Origin of the sequence: Streptomyces sp. NPDC093510 (assembly GCF_040683555.1) — a bacterium.
GTDB lineage: Bacteria > Actinomycetota > Actinomycetes > Streptomycetales > Streptomycetaceae > Streptomyces.
Window position 1 is genome coordinate 42,568 of sequence record NZ_JBFBEE010000037.1, and the last position, 19,262, is coordinate 61,829.

Annotated in this window: 17 protein-coding genes and 2 pseudogenes; 5 read left to right on the forward strand and 14 right to left on the reverse strand. The window is 69.8% G+C overall.

Features of this window, described 5'->3' with window-relative positions:
- Nucleotides 1-108: 108 nt before the first annotated feature.
- The gene (locus AB0N81_RS38150) at nucleotides 109-1,074 is read left to right on the forward strand and encodes a glycoside hydrolase family 6 protein (protein ID WP_365366809.1); all 966 of its coding nucleotides are present in this window, start codon (nucleotides 109-111) and stop codon (nucleotides 1,072-1,074) included.
- On the opposite strand, the gene AB0N81_RS38155 is transcribed toward AB0N81_RS38150, so the two are convergent.
- Nucleotides 1,068-1,799, reverse strand: coding sequence for an aminoglycoside phosphotransferase (locus AB0N81_RS38155; protein WP_365366811.1), 732 nt, complete (start codon nucleotides 1,797-1,799; stop codon nucleotides 1,068-1,070). The genes AB0N81_RS38150 and AB0N81_RS38155 overlap by 7 nt on opposite strands.
- Before the next feature lie 151 nt (nucleotides 1,800-1,950).
- On the opposite strand from AB0N81_RS38155, the gene AB0N81_RS38160 reads away from it, so the two are divergent.
- Nucleotides 1,951-2,238 carry a hypothetical protein gene (locus AB0N81_RS38160; RefSeq protein ID WP_365366813.1) on the forward strand — a complete coding sequence of 96 codons (288 nt, stop codon included), beginning with the start codon at nucleotides 1,951-1,953 and terminating at the stop codon, nucleotides 2,236-2,238.
- A 97-nt stretch (nucleotides 2,239-2,335) separates the two neighbouring features.
- Here AB0N81_RS38160 and AB0N81_RS38165 read toward each other — a convergent pair whose 3' ends face one another.
- The 3 genes from AB0N81_RS38165 to AB0N81_RS38175 form a co-directional block, all read right to left on the reverse strand.
- The gene (locus AB0N81_RS38165; protein WP_365366815.1) at nucleotides 2,336-2,770 is read right to left on the reverse strand and encodes a VOC family protein; all 435 of its coding nucleotides are present in this window, start codon (nucleotides 2,768-2,770) and stop codon (nucleotides 2,336-2,338) included.
- Between the two features lie 100 nt (nucleotides 2,771-2,870).
- The gene (locus tag AB0N81_RS38170) at nucleotides 2,871-5,657 is read right to left on the reverse strand and encodes a hypothetical protein (RefSeq protein WP_365366817.1); all 2,787 of its coding nucleotides are present in this window, start codon (nucleotides 5,655-5,657) and stop codon (nucleotides 2,871-2,873) included.
- Between the two features lie 128 nt (nucleotides 5,658-5,785).
- A complete protein-coding gene (locus AB0N81_RS38175; protein WP_365366819.1) occupies nucleotides 5,786-7,165 on the reverse strand; it encodes an MFS transporter in 1,380 nt (459 codons plus the stop codon).
- A 149-nt stretch (nucleotides 7,166-7,314) separates the two neighbouring features.
- Between AB0N81_RS38175 and AB0N81_RS38180 the strand changes: the two genes are divergently transcribed.
- Nucleotides 7,315-8,004 carry a GntR family transcriptional regulator gene (locus tag AB0N81_RS38180; RefSeq protein WP_365366821.1) on the forward strand — a complete coding sequence of 230 codons (690 nt, stop codon included), beginning with the start codon at nucleotides 7,315-7,317 and terminating at the stop codon, nucleotides 8,002-8,004.
- 34 nt (nucleotides 8,005-8,038) lie between these two features.
- On the opposite strand, the gene AB0N81_RS38185 is transcribed toward AB0N81_RS38180, so the two are convergent.
- Both AB0N81_RS38185 and AB0N81_RS38190 read right to left on the reverse strand, forming a co-directional pair.
- A complete protein-coding gene (locus AB0N81_RS38185) occupies nucleotides 8,039-8,653 on the reverse strand; it encodes a polysaccharide deacetylase family protein (protein ID WP_365366823.1) in 615 nt (204 codons plus the stop codon).
- A gap of 277 nt (nucleotides 8,654-8,930) precedes the next feature.
- Complete coding sequence (locus AB0N81_RS38190; RefSeq protein WP_365366825.1) at nucleotides 8,931-9,506, reverse strand: CGNR zinc finger domain-containing protein; 576 nt, start codon at nucleotides 9,504-9,506, stop codon at nucleotides 8,931-8,933.
- 103 nt (nucleotides 9,507-9,609) lie between these two features.
- Here AB0N81_RS38190 and AB0N81_RS38195 point away from each other — a divergent pair, with 103 nt between their 5' ends.
- The gene (locus AB0N81_RS38195; protein ID WP_365366827.1) at nucleotides 9,610-10,782 is read left to right on the forward strand and encodes an epoxide hydrolase family protein; all 1,173 of its coding nucleotides are present in this window, start codon (nucleotides 9,610-9,612) and stop codon (nucleotides 10,780-10,782) included.
- 60 nt (nucleotides 10,783-10,842) lie between these two features.
- Here the strand turns inward: AB0N81_RS38195 and AB0N81_RS38200 are convergent, their stop codons facing one another.
- The 8 genes and pseudogenes from AB0N81_RS38200 to AB0N81_RS38235 form a co-directional block, all read right to left on the reverse strand.
- A complete protein-coding gene (locus AB0N81_RS38200) occupies nucleotides 10,843-11,364 on the reverse strand; it encodes a hypothetical protein (protein WP_365366829.1) in 522 nt (173 codons plus the stop codon).
- 22 nt (nucleotides 11,365-11,386) lie between these two features.
- A pseudogene (locus tag AB0N81_RS38205) lies at nucleotides 11,387-11,738 on the reverse strand (AMP-binding protein); the annotation flags it as partial.
- 368 nt (nucleotides 11,739-12,106) lie between these two features.
- Nucleotides 12,107-13,183 carry a recombinase RecA gene (recA, locus tag AB0N81_RS38210; RefSeq protein WP_365366831.1) on the reverse strand — a complete coding sequence of 359 codons (1,077 nt, stop codon included), beginning with the start codon at nucleotides 13,181-13,183 and terminating at the stop codon, nucleotides 12,107-12,109.
- 206 nt (nucleotides 13,184-13,389) lie between these two features.
- Nucleotides 13,390-13,590: pseudogene (locus AB0N81_RS38215) on the reverse strand (IS701 family transposase); the annotation flags it as partial.
- Nucleotides 13,591-13,972: 382 nt separating this feature from the next.
- Nucleotides 13,973-15,931 carry a HEAT repeat domain-containing protein gene (locus AB0N81_RS38220; RefSeq protein WP_365366833.1) on the reverse strand — a complete coding sequence of 653 codons (1,959 nt, stop codon included), beginning with the start codon at nucleotides 15,929-15,931 and terminating at the stop codon, nucleotides 13,973-13,975.
- Nucleotides 15,932-16,621: an SAVMC3_10250 family protein gene (locus AB0N81_RS38225; RefSeq protein WP_365366835.1), complete on the reverse strand. Its 690-nt coding sequence runs from the start codon at nucleotides 16,619-16,621 to the stop codon at nucleotides 15,932-15,934.
- Between the two features lie 3 nt (nucleotides 16,622-16,624).
- Nucleotides 16,625-16,840, reverse strand: a complete 216-nt coding sequence (locus tag AB0N81_RS38230) for a DUF397 domain-containing protein (RefSeq protein ID WP_365366837.1) — start codon at nucleotides 16,838-16,840, stop codon at nucleotides 16,625-16,627.
- Nucleotides 16,841-17,007: 167 nt separating this feature from the next.
- Nucleotides 17,008-17,598 carry an ABATE domain-containing protein gene (locus AB0N81_RS38235; RefSeq protein ID WP_365366840.1) on the reverse strand — a complete coding sequence of 197 codons (591 nt, stop codon included), beginning with the start codon at nucleotides 17,596-17,598 and terminating at the stop codon, nucleotides 17,008-17,010.
- A gap of 156 nt (nucleotides 17,599-17,754) precedes the next feature.
- Between AB0N81_RS38235 and AB0N81_RS38240 the strand changes: the two genes are divergently transcribed.
- Nucleotides 17,755-19,065, forward strand: coding sequence for an MFS transporter (locus tag AB0N81_RS38240; protein WP_365366843.1), 1,311 nt, complete (start codon nucleotides 17,755-17,757; stop codon nucleotides 19,063-19,065).
- The last annotated feature ends 197 nt before the right edge of the window (nucleotides 19,066-19,262 follow it).

Below are 19,262 nucleotides of genomic sequence, written 5' to 3' on the forward strand. Positions count from 1 at the left end.
TGCCCGCCCTGAGAGCGCCGCCCGCCCCTGGGAGCGCTCCCCCCACTCCTTCGCCTCCTGTTCATCCTGACCGCCCGACGCATCCCGTCAGAAAGCCGAGGTACCGTCATGCGCCGCAGACTGCTCGCCCTGGGGGCAGCGCTCTCCTCACTGTCGCTGGCGTTCGCCGCCGCACCATCGGCCCACGCGGCCGATCCGACGACCATGACCCACGGGTTCTACGTGGACCCCGACTCCAGCGCGAAGCGGTGGGTAGCGGCCAACCCCGGCGACGGCCGGGCGCCCGCGATCAACGCATCCATCGCCAACACCCCGACGGCCCGCTGGTTCGGCTCTTGGAGCGGCACCATCGGCACCGCGACCGGCGCGTACGTCGGCGCCGCGGACGCCAAGGACAAGCTGCCCGTCCTCGTCGCCTACAACATCTACAACCGCGACTACTGCGGCGGGCACTCCGGGGGCGGAGCCTCCTCACCGTCCGCCTACGCGCAATGGATCGCCCAGTTCGCGGGCGGGATCGCGGGCCGCCCGGCCGTCGTCGTCCTCGAACCGGACTCCCTCGGCGACTACGGTTGCATGACCCAGGCGCAGATCGACGAACGTGAGGGCATGCTCACCGGCGCGCTCGCCGAGTTCAATCGCCAGGCGCCGAACACCTGGGTCTACCTCGACGCGGGCAACCCGGCCTGGGCGGACGCGGCGACCATGGCCCGGCGCCTCCACGAGGCCGGCGTCCGGCAGGCCCACGGCTTCTCGCTCGACGTCTCCAACTACCTGACCACGGCCGAGAACACCGCGTACGGCAACGCCGTCAACAGGGAACTCAAGGCCCGGTACGGCTACACGAAGCCGTTCGTCGTGGACACCAGCCGCAACGGGAACGGCTCCGACGGCCAGTGGTGCAACCCCGCGGGCCGTCGTACCGGCACCCCCACCCAACTGGGCGGAGGCGCCGAGATGCTCCTGTGGATCAAGGTTCCGGGCGAGTCCGACGGCAACTGCGGCGTCGGAACGGGCTCTTCGGCCGGGCAGTTCCTCCCCGAGGTCGCCTACAAGATGATCTACGGCTACTGATCCGGCACGGTCCGGGTGCGGGTGCGGGTGCGGGTGCGGGCGCGGGTGCGGTACAGCAGCTTCCTCGCCACAACGTCGGCCGCCCTTGCGTAGCGCTCCGCCTCGCCCGACGGAGCCCGCCCCAGAGACCGCGCATTCTCGCTGTGCGCCACGAGCCTGAAGATCAGTGCGCGGACCAATAACTGTGGCCAGTCAGGATGATTGCCGGCGGCCGTCAGCAGGTCGGACGGAAGGTCGAACCACAGCAGACCGTCCGCAATCACGACGGCTTCGGCGTAGACGGGGGGGCGCCAGTACGGGGAGAAGTCGATGACCGCGGGCGCTTGACCCGCGGCGAACAGCACATTGCCCGTGAGGTCGCCATGGATGAGCTGAGCCGCGTCCTGCTCAACCGGGAAAGCACGGCCGGCGTCGAGCACACCGGTCCAGCGTCCCTGCGGACCGGGCTGACCGGTCACGAACTCACTGGCAGTCCAGCCGTCCACGACGCTCCGCCCGTCGGCGGCCCGCAGAGGCAGCGGAACGCGGAAGCCACTGCTCGACGCCCCCAGCTCTTCGAACAAGGAGGCCGCCCACTCGATCTCGTCGGCCGGGCCCTCCGCGGGCTTGAACACGCACTCACCGACGAGAACGCTCCGTCCCTGCCCACCCACCAGCGGAACCCTGGACCCCTTCACGCCGAAGGCATCAAGGACGGCAGGGTCGGGGACGGCGTTGCTCGGCATGTTAGTCACGCGGGGCATCCTGCCGATGTCACCTCGCCCGGCGCACGTTGTTTTCGCTCAGTCCTAGGGCGCGCGTCGAGTCGTGCTCAAACTGGCTGCCGCGTGAGTCGGTGGCGGGCGCCTGCGGCGACGCGCGTGAGATCATCCGTCCATGAGTAGCGACCTGGAAGTAAGCGCTCTGGCGATCAATGTCGTGATACCTCAGGCGCTCCGCTGGACGGACACTCGACGCGGTGAAGAGTTCACGCTGACCACACTCAACGTCCGGCTTCTCCCGGACGGTCACCTCGCCGTGAAGGCTTATGGCAGACCGGTCGGTGGTGGTCGGGGTGCATACGTCTCGTTCCCTATTCCCGATGAACCCGAGCTGGCGGCCCTGGTCGCCGATGCTGCCGGCCGCGCCGGGGAGTTGTGGGCCGCCCATCGTGGTCTCGGCTGATCTTGGGGCGCGTAGTGAGCCGTGTACGTGCCGCGAGGCAAGCTCCGCGGAGCCCGTCGGCCGCAGTCCTCAGCTCGCACTCCGCAGCCCTCAGTCCTCAGGCCGAGGCCGCAGCGACGCAGAACTCGTTTCCCTCCGGGTCGGCCATGACGATGTGGTGCCCATCGAACTCATCGAGGACGTTCCCGCCCGCCTTCACCAGACGCTCGGCCTCCGCCTTGATCCGCGCCCAACGCTCATCGGAACTGCCATGTCCCTGCACCCGGATGTCGATGTGCAGTCTGTTCTTCGCTGCTTTCGGTTCAGGGACCTTGAGAATGGAGAGCCGGGGGCCGACGCCGTCGGGATCGCACAGCCACGCGGCGTCGTCCGCGGAATCGTCATCCGGAAGGTCGAACTGCGCGAGCCACTCCTCGCGGGTGCTGAAGGGAGCGGGCGGCGGCTCGTCGACGTACCCCAGGGCCGTCTTCCAGAACTCGGCCAGGAGGTGCGCGTCCGTGCAATCAAGGGTCAGATCGATTCTGGCTGCCATGACAGGACGGTACTGCGCACCTCTGACAAGCGGGGCGGGACCAGCGTTGCGAGGTATTGCGTACCAGGTCGCCAGGCGCCAAGCGCCAGGTCGTCAGGCGTCAGGCGTCAGGCGCCAGGTCGTCAGGCGTCAGGTCGTCCGGCGGGCACGCGTACCGGCCGCCGGGCCCCCAGCGTTCGACCGGGCCGTCACCGTTCTGCCGGAAGGCCCCGCAGTGCAGTACCAGCCGCTGGCCCCCCTTCGTGTGCTTGAGCACGACCAACGCCTTGTCCAAGGGCGGGTGGGCCGCGTGCCGGTGCGGAATCCGGATGTCGCCGCTCACGCCTTCAAAACGGATGCCCTCGTCGATCTTGGACTTGACTCCCTGCGCGTCGACGGCGTCGGTGCTCGTGAACTCCCGGTCCGCGGCGGACGACAGCACCTTCAGCGCGTCGTGCGCCAGTGCCACATGGCCGTCGTTGATCCAGGGATCACGTTTCGTGTAGCGGTCGATGTAGCGGGAGATGAACTCCCTGGCCTGGCCGTTCCCGTCCGGGTGCCCGTCCGGCAGCACATGCACGGTGTGGTAGAGCCGCAGCCACTTGTGTTCCAGGAACTTGCCGCCGAGCGCGGCGTTGGTGAGCTCGTTGCTGCCGATCACCGTCAGCGGTATTCCCGCGCAACCGGAGTCGGGGTAGGCGTTGACGAACATGGTGAAGCGGTCGACGCGGGAGGCCCAGTAGACGACGGTGCGGCGGTCCTCCTTGATGACGTCGCACACATGCGCCGCCGTGTCCCGCGCCGAGATCTCCGCCCCCTCGCCGCCAGGGAACTCCCAGGTCTCGGTGCCTCCGCCGAAGTTGCGGACGAACTTCGCGCCCAGCTCGTTGGTGTAGAGATCGTTGGGGTCCTTGACGACCAGGGCCCGCGTGGACGTCTCGCAGCGCCCGGCCGCCGTCTCGATGATGCGCCCGTCCCGCGCGAACTGCGCGGCCACCGCCGTCTCCCGGCTGTTGTCCGGCGACATCGGCTGGTAGTAGTCGCCTGCCTGCTGCATCGCGTCCGCCGTGGCCGTGGTGCCGATCACCGGCACCTGCCCGTTGTTCAGGACGCGCGCTGCCTCCTTGGTCGACTTCCGGCTCTCCCTGAACCCGATCACGCCGACGACCGTGCGGCTGTCCTGGTGCCGGCTGTTGGCCCTGGCGGCCCGAGCCACGTCCTTCGCGTGCCGGACGACATCCCTGAACTTCGTTCCGGTGTCCCGTACTTCGACGTAGAGCCGTACCCGGTTCGCGTCCTCCGACGCGAGCCGGTTCAGCTCCTCCTGGCCCAGCAGGATCCCGCGGAGTTCGGGGATCGTGCCGTTCATGACCACCTGATCGGGGTCGGGGTCCACTCCCGACCCCAGGTAGACGACCCGGCGCACCGGCTTGTGGAACTTCTTCTCGGCGGTCAGCGCTTTCTCGTTGAGCTTCTCGATCGCGCCGACCACCTCGTCGTACTGTTCCTTCGGTGTCCCGCCCTCATCGGTCGCCGCGCGGAGCGGGGTGGGAGCGGCGCGCCCTTCGACGACCGCGCCGTCCAGACAGTCCTTCTCCTGCGAAGCCAGCTGCGGGCACACGATCAGGGGCGCCACGGTCAGGGCCGCAGCGGCGACCGACAGCGCGCCGGTCAGCTCGGTCCGCGGACCCCAGCGGAAGTGCTTCACCGGGGCCGGGTGCAGACGCTCGCCCTGGTCGGCCCCGGTGGTGCCGACGGGAGCGGGTGGGCTCGCCGAGACGAGCAGTGGGAACGGGGCGGTCGCGCCGTCGGCCGCCGGAACCAGCAGTTCGGCGGCCCGGTTCAGGGTGCTGCACCGGGGCCAGCTCTCGTCCGCGTACGCGGCGGCGTGCCCCGCCCCCACCAGCAGCAGCGAGGCGCTGCCCGCCGTGACGCCGACCTTCAGATACGTGTCGAGGAACCGCCGGGTGAGCTCGGCGCCAGGAGTGCCCTCACGTGGCAGGTCCAGAAGGATCACACGGCGGGACCTCCGGCGGCGCGCCCAGGGGCCGAACCGTCCGGGCCCCGCCTTGGCGAGATCGGCCAGCAGGGCGCGGAACAGTAACTCTTCGAGCGTTTCCAGCTGGCCCTCCGGGCCGCCGTCCTGCAACGTCAGCAGATTGCTCATCCGCTCGAAGAGCCGGCCCGAAGCGTCGATGCCGCGCCACGACACGAACCAGCTGTGCTTGGACCTGATGAGCCGCCGGCTCCACCAGGCCGCCCAGCACCACCGGGGAAAGGTGTGGAGCAGCGGAGGGCCTGCCACCAGCCACACCTTGTCGATCCAGCTGCCCACGGGAGCGGATTCCGCGCAACTGAGCCTGGTCAGGGCGCCGAGTGGCCCGCTCTGGGTGCGCAGCCGGTAGACGGCATCGCGCAGGGGTTTCTCGTCCAGGGGGTTCCGCGTCGGCCGAAGGTGATCAGAGTGCGGCTGGTCCTGCTGGTCCTGCTGTGCCTGCTGGTCCTGTTGGGCCTGCCGTGCCTGCTGGGCCTGTTCCACGAGGTCCCGCATCAGCAGGAAGGTCCGCAGTCGCAGCCTGCCGATGCGGGGCGGGCTGGTTCCGTTCAGACCGGTGCCGGCCTGCATGGTCAGAAAGCGGGCTCCTGTCGGGCGGCGCACCCTGGCGTACGCGACCAGCTTCTCGGTCGGTTCCGGGGCCAGGATGTAGGCGAACGCGTCCAGCAGTGCGTCGGAGAAGCCGTCGTCCCCCGTGTCCAGGAGCAGCGCGGGCAGCACCTTGTCGCGCAGGCCCTGCCATTCCGTACGCGGAGGGACCACCGCCTTGCGAAAGGTGGGCAGGAAGTCGCGTGAACCGGTGAAGGCGGGGAACCGCCTGATGCCGTCACCGGCCCGGCCGGTCCGGGGCATGGGAGCTGGTCCGTTCACGGAATGCCTCCAACTCTCCTCGGCAGGCGAGGGGTTGGTGTGAGGTGTGGAGTGTGGGATGAGGTGCGGAGCGTGGAGCGCCTCGGCTGTACGGAGGTGCCGTACGCGCCTCAGCGCAGTTCGATGCCGCGAGTTTCGGGAAGCCCCAGCAGCGAGACGTAGGCCAGCGCGTAGCCGGCGGCGGCGAAGCCGAGCGCGCCGCCCACGCCCCAGCTGTCGGAGAGGAAACCGACGAGGGTGGGGAAGGCGGCCCCCACGGCCCTGCCGGTGTTGTACGTGAACCCCTGCCCGGTGCCGCGCACTTCGGTGGGGTAGAGCTCGGCGAGGAAGGATCCGAAGCTGGAGAAGATGGCCGACATGCAGAATCCGAGCGGGAAGCCGAGCAGCAGGGAGATCTCGTCCCAGTCACCGGGCACCCGGGAGTAGGACAGTACGCACAGGGCCGAGAGCACCGCGAAGATCTGGATGGTGCGCCGCCGCCCCAGCCGGTCCGCCAGATGCGCCCCCGTCACGTAACCGGAGAAGGCGCCGACGATCTGCACCACGAGGAATCCGCCCACGCCCGTCACGGAGAGGCCGCGCTCCTCGCTGAGGTACTTGGGAATCCAGGTGGCCAGCGTGTAGTAGCCCCCTTGGACACCGGTGGACAACAGTCCGGCCAGCAGGGTCGTACGCAGCAGTCGCCCCCGGAAGATCTCGGCGAAGCCTGACCCGAGAGAGCGCTGCCGCCCACCGGACTTGAGCCGCGCGGCGGCGACGGGCGCGTCCTTGACGCTGCGTCGGACGTACAGCACGAGCAGGGCGGGCAGGGCGCCGGTGAAGAACAGGATCCGCCAGGCGAGGTCGTCGTCGACCAGCTGATAGACCACGGTGTACGAGATCACCGCGAGGCCCCAGCCGACCGCCCAGGCGGACTGGATCCAGCCGAGGGTGCGGCCGCGGTGCCGGGCCGAGGCGTACTCGGCGACCAGCACGGCGCCGACCGCCCATTCCCCGCCGAAACCGAGGCCTTGGAGGGCGCGGAAGACCAGCAGGGTGCCGAAGTCGGACGCGAAGCCGCAGGCGACGGTGAACACGGCGTACACGCTGACCGTCCATACCAGTGCGCGCACCCGGCCGACGCGGTCGGCGAACACGCCGGCGACGGCGCCGCCCACGGCGGAGACCAGCAAGGTCACCGTGGCGAGCAGGCCGGTCTGGCCGTTGTCGAGCCCGAAGTAGGTGCCGATGGCGGCGAGACTCAGGGGCAGGACGTAGAAGTCGTAGGAGTCGAGGCCGTAGCCGCCGTACGCGCCGAAGAAGGCCCGGCGGCCGTCCTGGCCGAGCGCGTGGAACCAGGCGAAGGGGCGCTCGCGGTTGTCGCCGTCGCCGGCTCCGGCTCCCGTCGGAGGATCTTTCCGTGTGCTCCGCGTGCTCTGCGGGTCCGTCGAGGACACCGAGTCCGGGGCCGTCGAGGATGCCTTGTCGGGCGGAGGAGGACTTGTGCTCATGGCCGTGCACCTCTCAAAGGGCTCGTGGGGCCGTGAGTTGATGCAGCGACACCGTAGGGGATTGGTGAACAATCCCACAAGGGGATGCGTCATTGATCCCGGCGGAGGGGTGCCATAGGGTCGGCGTTGAGGTGTCGGGAGGAGCGTTCATGAGCCGCCAAGGCGATCAACTGGCAGGCGACAAAGATCTGTTGGGGCGGGCCAGCATCTCCGAGCGGGTGGCGGACGTGCTGCGCACCCGCATCGGCGAGGGCCAGTTCAAGCCGGGTACGAAGCTGTCCGAGGACGAGATCTGCACGGCGCTGGGCGTTTCCCGCAACACTCTGCGCGAGGCGTTCCGGCTGCTCACCCATGAACGGCTGCTGGTCCACGAGCTGAACAGGGGTGTCTTCGTGAGCCGCCCCAGCGCCGACGACGTGGCCGACATCTACCGGGTACGCCTCCTGGTGGAGTGCGCGGTGGTCCGCTCCCTGGGGGAGCCGCCCTACGCCCTCGACGGCCTGGCGGATGCCGTCGCCGCCGGTGAGCGAGCCACGGCGGACTCGGACTGGGACGCGCTGGGCACGGCGAACTTCCACTTCCACCGCGAACTCGTCGCCCTGGCGGGCAGTCCCCGCATCGACGAGGCGATGCGTACGGTCCTGGCCGAACTACGCCTGGCCTTCCACGCCTTGGAGGACCCGCGGGCCCTGCACTCGCCGTACCTGGACCGCAACCGCGCCCTGCTGGACGCCCTGCGAAAGGGCGACACCGCACACGCGGAGGACCTCCTCGAACGCTACCTCGCGCACTCCAGCGAGAACCTGCGGCTGGCCGAGAACGGCTCGGCGACGCGCTGAGGGCGCGCACTCGCCGAACTGTGCGCCGAGCTTTTCAGGGTGTGAGCAGAGTGCGCAGGTCGATGACGCGGTAACCGCGGGCGGTGACGGCCTCGAGGATCCGGGGCAGGGCCTGGGCGTCGATCACCTCGGTGCGTCCCTGCGACGCTCCGACGTGCATCTGCAGGACCGCTCCCGGGCGCAGGGCGTTCACTGCCCTGTCCACTGCGCGGTCCACTGTCATGCCACCTTGGGTCCCCTTCCATCCGTTGGTGTCGGTGGTGAACTCGATGTCTGCGAACCCGAGGGCGTTGACCTCCCGGATGTGAGCGGGACTGGTCTCGCTGTAGGGGAACCGGAAGAACGGCGTCACCGCGCTGCCCGCCCCGGCCGTGCGAAGGGCCCGGTCCGCAGCCACCACTTCATGCTGTCGTCCCGCCTTGCCCAGGTCCTTGAAGCGGGGGTGGCTGAAGGAGTGGTTGCCCAGTCCGTGGCCGGCTGCCGCGATCTGTCTCACCACCGCGGGGTGGCGGTCGGCGAAGTCGCCGGTCAGGAAGAACGTGGCGGGGGAGTGACGGCGGGCGAGCTCACCGAGGATGCTGTGCAGGCCGGCGTCGTTCCAGGCCGCGTTGAACGTCACGGCGACCACCCGCTCGTGCGTACGGATCACTCGGTTCTCCGACCCGAACAACGCTTGCAGTCCCTTGCCCTCCGCGCTCGCCGCCGGGCGCGGCGTGACGGCCTCGGCAGGCCGGGCCGCTGGACCCTGTACGAGAGTCCACAGCAGGGCGGCAGACAGCCCGGCACCTGTACCAAGCAGGCGTCGGACGAGAGGGAGGAAATGCGTGATCACGGATGGTGAGTGTGTGTTCCATGGTGAGTGCATGCCTCAGCCATCGGCTGACAGCGCGCCGCCCTTGAGATGCGGCCGAGTACCGAGGTGACGCTCACCCCGCCGATCTGGGATTTCTGCGCTGGTTGGCGTTGAAGCGCGCCTTCTTCTGGCGATTCCCGCACGTATTCATGTCGCACCATCTGCGGGTGCGGCTCCGGCTGGTGTCGAAGAAGGCGGCTTGGCAGGTCGGCGATGCGCACAAGGCCAATGTGCCGTCCCGTTCGCCCGCGATGATGCTGACCGCGTCGGCGGCGATCACGCCGAGGGCGTCTTCCACGCGGGAACCGGAGCTGAGCCGCCACAGCCGCTCACCCTCGGGCGTCAGGATCGCCGCGGCCCGCCCCTGAGCGCTGCGCTCGTTGATGACCTGGACAGCAGACGCGGGCAGAGCGTCCTGGAGCGCGGCCGCTGTCGCGGCGGCGTGGATCGACTCCCTCAGCTCCCGGGCGAGGTCGAGCTGGGCGGCGGTGCAGGAGTCCACGGCGAGGCCGTTCACCGCCAGCCAGTCGACAAGTCGATGCGGCACGGGGATGCGCTCCACGGAGTCGCCATGACGCTCCGACAGAGTCCCCGTGAAGCTGGTCGCCAGCACGGTACCGAGGCGGAAGTCGGGGAACGCAGCACGCATGGAACCACCATAGCTGGTTGCGGCGTGGCTCGAAGGACTGCTAGAACCGTCATAGCCGGTTCGCTTTGGCTCGCAGCCGGTTCCACGACGGCCAGGAGGTCTCATGTCCCGTCCCACCAGCGACGTGCAAGCATTTGAAGCCCACGCAACTGACGCCGACCTCGACGGCCTGCGCGCGCGACTGGCCGCCGCGCGGCTACCGGAGGCCGAGACGGTTCATGGCGCCGCGCCCGGCCCTCGTCGATGGGCACAGGGTGTGCCCATCGCCGACCTCGTCGACGTCGTGAACTACTGGCGCACCGGGTACGACTGGCGGTCGTTCGAAGAGCGCCTCAACCGGATCGGCCAGTACCGGACGACCATCGATGACCTGGGAATCCACTTCCTGCACCGCCGATCCGCGCGCGCAGACGCCACTCCTCTGCTCTTGACGCACGGCTGGCCGGGCAGCATCGCCGAGTTCACCGGCGTAGTGGACGAGTTGGCAGACCCCAAGAATCCCTGCGCGCCGGCGTTCCACGTCGTCGTCCCGTCGCTACCCGGCTTCGGTTACAGCGACAAGCCGGCCACCACCGGGTGGGGAACCGAGAAGATCGCGGCGGCGTGGGTGGAACTGATGGGAAGGCTCGGCTACGGCACGTTCGTGGCTCACGGCGGCGACTGGGGAGGCAACATCACCACGGTTCTCGGCGGCAGGTTCCCGACGCACGTCCTCGGCATCCACACATTGTTCGCGGAGGCGCCGCCCGGACTGACAACGGACGGACTGACGGCGACCGAGCGCACATGGACAGAGGAGACCCGCGACTTCTGGCACCACCGCGCGGCGTACGCCAAGCAACAGGCGACCCGACCACAGACCATCGGCTACTCGCTCGTCGACTCGCCGGTCGGGCTTCTCGCCTGGATCCTCGACAAGTTCGCCGAGTGGTCGGACACCGAGGACAGCCCGTTCGAGACGATCTCCATGGACAGCGTTCTCGACGACGTCACCCTGTACTGGCTGACGCGGACCGGCGCGTCGGCGGCCCGCATCTACTACGAAAGCCACAACTCGCTGGACCCCGAACTTCGGGTCGACGTCCCGACAGCCATCACCATGTACCCCGGCGACATCGAGAAGTGCCCGCGCCCCTGGGCACGCGAGCGTTACCGACAGATCGTCCGGTGGAGGTCGCCCGAAAAGGGGGGCCATTTCCCCTCGCTGGAGGTCCCCGAGTATTTCGTCAAAGACCTCCGGGAGGGGCTCGCGGCGGTGCTGGCCGCGCATCGGTGAGAACTGCTGGGTACCGCACGCGGCAGAGGACGAGAAGCTCGCCGTGCCGAAGGGCTTCAGTCACGGAGACGGAGCGACCGGGCCGCTCTCCGCGAGATCCCGCAGCGACCGGAGCAACGCCACGAAGTCGCACACATGTCGTGCCAGCTCCTCACGGGTGTAAAGCGCAATGTTTCCGTCGAAGGCGATGTGCATTCCCTCGGCGGGCCCGCGGTTGTACACGTTGACCGCCAGATCCTCGACCGGCCCGGAGTTCAGGTTGTGGACCGTGGCGGGGGCGCCCGCGTAGTCGCGCAGGACCGCGGCATCCTCGGGTTCGAGACGGCCGTTCTCCCGGAACGATTCGGCGCTCGGTGGAGGCCGCCATGTGGTGAGACTCGCAAAGTCGGTCTGCTCCGCCAGTTTCGCCCGCCAGAAGTCGCCGTCGTCGCGAAAGGCGTCGGATCGCTGGTAGTCGGTGTCCGCCTCGACGACCCGTCGCAGGTCCGCAGGGAAGTGCGACTGATGCCGGGCCCCGGTCGTCAACGCCGTATAGACGGCGGCGACGCGTGAGGCGAACAGTGCGTGTGTGAAACCGTCCACGACTATGTGATGCGCGGAGCGGTACCGCGGCCATCCATTCGAGGTTTCGCTCGGTGACCACGGCCACCACGTCCTCGGCCCCCAGCCCATGGGTGAGCAGCGCGTGGGCAATGCGGTTGGAACGTCGGTTCAGCTCGTCATACGTCCATTCCGTGCCGTTGTGCACAGCGGCGATCCGGTGGGGGTGCTCACGCACCCTCTCCTCGAACAGCTCGTGCATCCGTCGGCCCGGTAGGTCACGGCGCCCGGCCATGCCGTCGAGTTGCCGGGCCAGTTCCTCGGGGGAGAGGAGGCTCCGGTGCTGATGTTCGGCCGAGCTGTCGGCAGCCATCGACTGCAGGGAAGTCAGCAGATAGCCCGGCGATCCGCCGTGCGTACGCGGTGTCGATGACGTCGCCCCGGCCTCCAGGCGCAGCCGCGTGCCGTCCGGCTCCGCGGTGAAGCGGATGCGCAGCACGACGGCTGCCTGGAGCATCGGTTCGGAGGGCTGCCCGGCGCCGGTCAGGCCGGAGAGGTCGCCAATCACCTGGGTTTGAGCCCGCGGTCGCCGGGAGGGGCGCGGTCATCGGTTCCTTGCCGAGCGCGGCGTCTTCTGCGCCTCGCGTCTGGGCTGGTACCGCCCGACACGCACGAGCAGGTTCTCGGCAAGGGACAGGGATGGGAGTGAGTCTGGGCCGTGGAGCACGCCGCGATGCTGAATAGGTGGGAAGCCCGACCGCCGGCCGGGCCGCGCCCGTTCCTGTCAGGCGGCGTTTCCCGCCGAGGTCCGGGCGGCATCAGAGATCGGGACGGCGCCCGTGTCCTCGGCGACTGCGTCCTTCGCCGGTACCCCGATTCCGAGCTTCTCGAGGATTCTCTTCTCGATCTCGTCGGCGAGGTCGGGGTTGTCCTTGAGGAACTTGCGGGCGTTCTCCTTGCCCTGGCCGAGCTGGTCGCCCTCGTACGTGTACCAGGCGCCCGCCTTGCGGACGAAGCCGTGCTCGACGCCCATGTCGATCAGGCCGCCCTCGCGGCTGATGCCCTGGCCGTAGAGGATGTCGAACTCGGCCTGCTTGAAGGGCGGCGCGACCTTGTTCTTGACGACCTTGACGCGGGTGCGGTTGCCCACCGCGTCCGTGCCGTCCTTCAGGGTCTCGATGCGGCGGATGTCCAGACGTACGGAGGCGTAGAACTTCAACGCCCGGCCACCGGTCGTGGTCTCCGGGGAACCGAACATCACACCGATCTTCTCGCGCAGCTGGTTGATGAAGATCGCCGTCGTCCTCGTCTGGCTGAGCGCGCTGGCGATCTTCCGGAGCGCCTGGCTCATCAGACGGGCCTGAAGGCCCATGTGGGAGTCGCCCATCTCGCCCTCGATCTCCGCGCGCGGCACCAGGGCGGCGACGGAGTCGATCACGACCAGGTCGATCGCGCCGGAGCGGATCAGGATGTCGACGATTTCCAGGGCCTGTTCACCGTTGTCCGGCTGGGACAGGATGAGATTGTCGGTGTCGACGCCGAGCTTCTTCGCGTACTCGGGGTCGAGGGCGTGCTCGGCGTCGATGAACGCCACCGAGCCACCGGCCTTCTGCGCGTTCGCCACTGCGTGCAAGGTCAACGTCGTCTTGCCGGAGGACTCCGGCCCGTAGACCTCCACCACACGGCCGCGGGGCAGGCCGCCCACCCCCAGCGCCACGTCCAGCGCGGTCGATCCGGTGGGGATCACCTCGATGGGCTCATTGGGACGCTCGCCGAGGCGCATGACCGCGCCCTTGCCGAATTTCCGCTCGATCTGCGCGAGTGCGGTGTCCAGCGCCTTTTCGTGATCGGTTCCTGCCATGAGCTTTCACCCGGTCCGATTGAGTGGCACGCCGCACGTCGGAGGACGTGGGCGTCTACTGCCGACAACGGACGTCTCGGAGATCCCGGTAAGCGAACATCCGATCGATTTGCTTGTCCAGTGAAAGGTACCAAACCGAGGGAAGCGGGACGGGATGCGCGCCGGAACCCCTCCGGACGCGGGCCGGCTGCTCCTCGCAGCAGGACTGGACCACCGTGGTCTGCCTGGTCTGCCTGGTCTGCCGGGGTCCAGCCGTTCTTCCGTTCCGGCGGAGAGATCAACCCCTGCATATGCGCGAGCGCCGACTCCCGTGGCTCACTCCGGCTGAACCGATGCATGAACCCTCCGCGCAAACGCTCCAACTCACCGGCCCACAAACCGACATCAGCAAGGCCGCCCCCACCCATAACCACACCGACGAACGACCTGGCCAACAGCCACGGCATGGACCGACCGTCGCAGGACCTCGGAGGTGTCCGGCAATTGATCTCGCGGCCGGTCGCGGCGAGCCGACGGATGCGGTGTGGGAGCGGATGCTAGCGCGCCGACCGCACCAGCCCGCGGAACGGGCGGAACCATGGGCCGGCACCGTCGGGTTCGTACCGGAACCCGGCCAGCACGAGGAGCTGCCGTCCGGCCTCGCCGATGTAGAAGTACTCCGCCCCTGCGGCCGAGTACTCTTGTGCGCGGCCGCGCGGACCTGTCGAGTTGCATCCCCAGCCGAACCTCTCGGAGCTCGGTGAAAGCTCGGTGACTACAGCGCCAGCCGAACCTCTCGGAGCTCGGTGACTACAGCCCCAGCCGGACCCCTCGGGCCTCGGCGATGACGTCCAGCGCCTCGACGTGCCAGCCGTAGAGGTGCGCGGCCGTGAGGCAGTGGGCCAGCACGCGTTCGTGCGCCTCGTCGGTGCCGATCCGCAGGAGGCCGCGCACGGCAGCCTCCCGCATAGAGGGGAGCAAGTCGGCATCGAGCAGCGCCGCCAGGGGCTCGACGCAGTCGGGGGTTCCCCGTTCACTCAGCGCGGCACTCGCAGCCTTCTGGGTCGAGGGCGCCGCCGCGAGCCGCCCCAGGGCAGCCGTCGCCTCGGCCTCCGGATGGGCGGCGAGCGCCGCGACGAGTTGGTCTGCCACATTCTCCTGTACGTCGTCCGCGAGCCGGACGAGGATGAGCAGGCCCGGGAAGCCGATGCGGCCCAGGGCGTGCACGGCGGCCCGTGCGATGTCGGGCTCGGGGTCGTGCGCGACGACCTCCCCAAGAGCCCGGGCCGCCGCCGACATCGGGTACCCGCCCAGCGCCGTCACGGCCCGTGCCCGTATCGCCTCGTGCGAGGAGCGGGCGCAGGCCAGCACCACCGGCAGCGTGTCCGGCGCGCCGATCAGGCCGAGGGCCCGCACGGCACGGGCGCGTACGGTGCTGGGCTGCTCTTCGTCCTTGGCCAGGGCCGCGAGCGGCGCGGCTCCCGCCAGGAGCCGAAGGGCGCCGAGCGCGTCCGTGACGGAGGCGCGCACCGCCATCGGGACTGTGTCGTCCGCCAGGGCGGCCAGGAGCGACGGTACGGCGGCCGCGTACCGGGCAGCTCCCAATGCCCGTGCTGCGTTGCCCCGTTGGCTCACCGGCCGGTCCGTATCGGCGAGCAGGGCCAGGATCTCCCGCAGCGGTGGCTTGTGCAGGCCGGCGAGCAGGTCCGCCACCGCGTCGCCGATCCGCGCGTCGCCCAAGGCGTCGAGCAGGGCCGCGCTCGCCCCGGCCCCCGCGCAGGCGGCGAGGGCCCGAGCGGCAGCTCGGCGCACGGTCGGTGCCGCCGCCTCCCGCAGGTGGTGCCGGAGCAGGGCGATGTACGCGTCCTGGCCGGGTGCGTCCACGCCGAAGAGTCCGGGGGCCTCCGCGACGCGGTCGCAGACGGCGACCACGGCGTGCGGCGGGCACTCCGCATCGTGTGGTGAGTGTGCCGCCGCGCGGAGCACACCCCACAGATGCTCCCGGCCGTCCTCGGTCCCGGAGAGCAGGGCGGTCGCGAGGCGGCCCGTCTCGGGGTCCGGGTCGCGCTGCGTCTCGCGCAGAACCTCTTCGGCGGACGGGTAGCGGCGTCCGGGCGGCCAGGCGGCGGCGCGCAACGCGTGCAGCGCCCTGACCGCGGCCCGGCGCAGGTGTACGTCCGAGGCGGATGAGTGTACGAGGACGAGGAGCGCGGAGGCCGCACGCGGGTCGCCGATCGCACCGAGCGTCCGCACTATGTGTTCGGCGTGGTCGGGCAGGTAGTGCCAGAGCGAGACGAGGAGCGGTGTCACTGCCTCGCGCGGGCGCAGCCGGGCCAGAGCGTCGAGCACCAGCACGGCCGTGTACCGGTTGTGGTGGGTCGCCACCTGGTCGAGTACGTCGAGCAGTCCGTGCACGACCTCTGGCCCGCCGATGGCGGCCAGCGCCTCGCATATGGGCCGGTCCAGTGGTTCGCTGCCGCGCCGCTCCTCGGCCAGCAGTCGCAGTAGTTCCGGCACCGCGCGTTGCTCCCGCAGCCGCCCCAGTGCCACGGCGGCCGACCACCGCAGCTCGTAATGCGGCTCGTCCTTCCGCCCGAGACAGGCGAAGAGCGCCTTGACGGCCTCCGGCGACCCCGTGCTGCTGCCCAGGAACTCAATGGCCTGCACCGCGACAGCATGGTCATCGGACCGCGTGGCCCGGCACAGGCCCGCGACATCGCCCCTCATGCGCATCCGCACCAGCTCGGCCTGCGACGCCCCCTGCCCCACTCACGCCTCCCCGCCGTCCCCGGGCTCCCGGTCCGACATCGCCACATACACCGGTGTCCCGATGATGACCGCCAGCTCCCGCCCGTCCTCCCGCGTCACGGTGCCGCGCATCAACTGCCGGGCCAGGAACTCGCAGTACACCGGCGGAACCGTCAACGCTTCGGCGCACCGGGCGACTTCGCACATGATGCTGTCGCTGCCCACGCCGGACGACCTACGGCCCCACCAGCGCACATTCATCTGGGGTTCCCACTCGGACGGGAAGTCCCGCAGCAGTCCGAACATCGATGGCAGCCCCGAGAAGCCGACCTTGGGCATGTCGGGTGCGACCTGGTAGCCGACCAGGTGATGGGCCGACCCGATGAGTGCGACCAGCGTGTCACCGTCCTCGCCCATCATCAGCGTCGGACCGTTCGCGTCGCCGTACCCCGCGATCCGCAACCCCAGGTCCCCACGGAACCAGGCTGTCGGCTCCGACATCCAGCTGACGTCGAACTCCCGCTCCAGGTAGGTCTCTACGAGGTCCAGCCGGTCGTACGTACTGGTGTCGGTACGCGGCGACTGCACAGCCACGCTCACGACCTTCAGGTCGACCTTCGCCTCGACGGCGAGGCGACGCAGCAGTTTCGGCGGGATCTGCCCGTACAGCATGTCCACCTTGGCGGTGGAGACGTAGATGTAGTACCGCACGTGTCAGCCACCCTCAGGGGCGGCGCCCCCGGACGGGGACCGGAAGACGGACCATGCCGTCGGGGTGACGGTGAGGCACCCTCGGCCGGGGGCCTTGGAGTCGCGGGTGTGGATGATGGTGCGCGCGGGTGCCATCTCGCGGCAGTTGCCACCTTCGCTGTAGCTGTAGCTGTAGCTGTAGCTGAACTTGAACCACTCAAGTCCGGTGCTGTCGCTCATCGCTCTCCTAGCGACCGGCCCAACAGGCGCTTCTTTCCTTGGTGTTGCGGCTCTCGGTCCGCAGCATTCCACACTTGCGGGCCAGGATCGCCATTCCGCCCGGGGGCGGTGATCAGGCGAGTGAAACATACCGGGCACCGGGCGCGCATCGTGTGTAGCGCGCGGTGTCACGCGTCGCGTGGCACGGTCGGTGGTAGCGCCTCGGCCTCGGAGGGAAGCGCGGCGGCCTTACGGCGGCGGTAGGCCGTGGCGTTGGCCCGGCTCCCGCACGACAGCTTGTCGCACCAGCGGCGGCTGCCGGCGCGCGAGCGGTCCAGGAAGAGGCGGGTGCACTCCGCGCCGGCACAGGGGCGTACGAGATGCCGGTCGTCACTGCCGAACAGTTCGCCGGCCCTGGTCGCCACTGTGGAAAGCACTTCCTCGATGCCGCCACGCCGCTCGACCTCGCCCAGCGCCTTGAGCGCCACGGTCACCTGCGGGCCGGAGGCGCACTCGCGGATCAGCTGTATATCGGCCACGGCGGCATCCTCGCCGCGCTCAGCCGCTACGGCTGTGCGGTAGATGGACTCGCGCAGCAGACGGGCGCGTTCGAGCGCTGTGCGGGTCACCCGGCCGGGGTGGTCGGTCAGGCGGGCCTGCGTCGCCCATGCGGCGAGATCGGCCGGTTCTGTCAGGAGTTCGATGGGGTAGCTGGCGCGCCAGGTCAGGGTCGCGCTGAAGTCCAGGGCCAGGTGGTCGCTGACAAAAGTGAAGTCCACGGTCTCAGTGTGGCGCCCGTCGGCATGAGACAGCAAGATCGTGGAATCATACCCTTAGCTGATGATGCTGAGCTGGGTCTGCGGGGTCAGCACTGAGTCTGCGGGGCAGCCCAGGCACCCCGGATTCCGCGCGTCTACCGCCCGGCAGGAGGGCACATGGCAACGACCGCCGCACCAGACCCCGCTACCCGCCGGCTGATCCACTATCTGGGTGTGGCCGTGCCCGTCCGGCTCGCCGACGAGGGCGCCCGGATCGGGCTCGTTCTGCTTGCCCTGGACCGTACGCGGAGCGCTGGCCTTGGCGGCGCGCTGGTCGCGGCTCTCATGATTCCGCACGTTGTGGCGGCGCCGGTGGTCGGTGCCTTGGCGGACCGCGTCCGTCGCCGACGCCTCTTCCACGCGTCGTGCCTGTTCGCCTACGGCCTGGGGCTCGCTGTCACCGCGGTCGCGGTGGGCCGCGTCCCCGCTGGCTACGCCCTCGCCCTTCTCGCGGCGACCGGATGCTGCGCCCCCCTCGTCACCGGCGGGCTGACCAGCCTCCTCGGCGAGCTGCTACCGGCCGACCGCCTCAGCAGGGCCTTCAGCATCGACTCCACCTCGTACAACCTCGCAGGCATCTGCGGCCCGGCCCTGGCCGCCGCGCTGTCCGCAGCGGCGGGCCCGGACACCGCTTTGATCGCACTCGGCGCGGCCGGAGCGTTCGCGGGGCTGGCCATGACCACACTGCCTCTGGCCCCCAGGACCGCAGCGACCGAACCGGGTGCGCGGCTGCGCCCCGCCGACATGGCCACCGGACTGCTGGAACTCGTCCGCAATCCGCCCCTGCGCGCGGTCACCTGGTCCAGCAGCGCCGGACAGCTCGGTGTCGGCGCGCTGCCTGTACTGACCGCGCTGCTCGCCGAGCAGTACGAGGCGGGCTGGGCAGCGGGCGGCCTGATGACCGCGTTCGCCACCGGCGCGCTGGTGGGGTCGCTGATCTACGCGTTACGACCGTGGACCGAATCCCGCCCCGAGCGCGTGGTGCTGGCATGTCTGACGGCGACCGGAGTTCCGCTGGCCCTTGCCGCCACGAATCCGGCGCTCGCCGTGACGGCGGCGCTGTTCGCACTCGCCGGAGCCTGCACAGGGCCTCTCTTCAGCGCGCTGCTCGCCGCCCGGGAGCGGTACGCACCGACCGAGGTGCGCACTCAGATCTTCACCCTGGGCGCCGGACTCAAGAGCACCGCCGCCGCCGGGGGCGCGGCCGTGGCGGGAGCCGTCAGTGGCGTCGGCACCAGCGCGCTTCTGCTGGCGGTCGCCGCATCCCAGGTCCTCGCGACCCTGCTCGGAGCGGTACTGCTCGGAGCGACCCTGCTCGGAACGGCACTGCTCACCCCTCGCCGCGCCGCCGATGCGGACCGAACCGACCTGCCGGGCGAGACCGGCGCCCCGGACGACGTGGCCTCCCGCGCGGGCAGGTCCCGCTGAGGCGACCACGATGCGGAAGCCGAAGTGTCCGCCGATCGTGGTAGGCGGCGCGCCGTCCGGCGTGACCGCACGGCACGGCAGCGCACGGCACCGCACGGCACCGCACCGGGCCCGAGGAGCCGATCACCCCCGACCAATCCCGACCAATCCCGACCAATCCCGACCAATCCCGGCTAATCGAGATGGCCTCAAAAAGG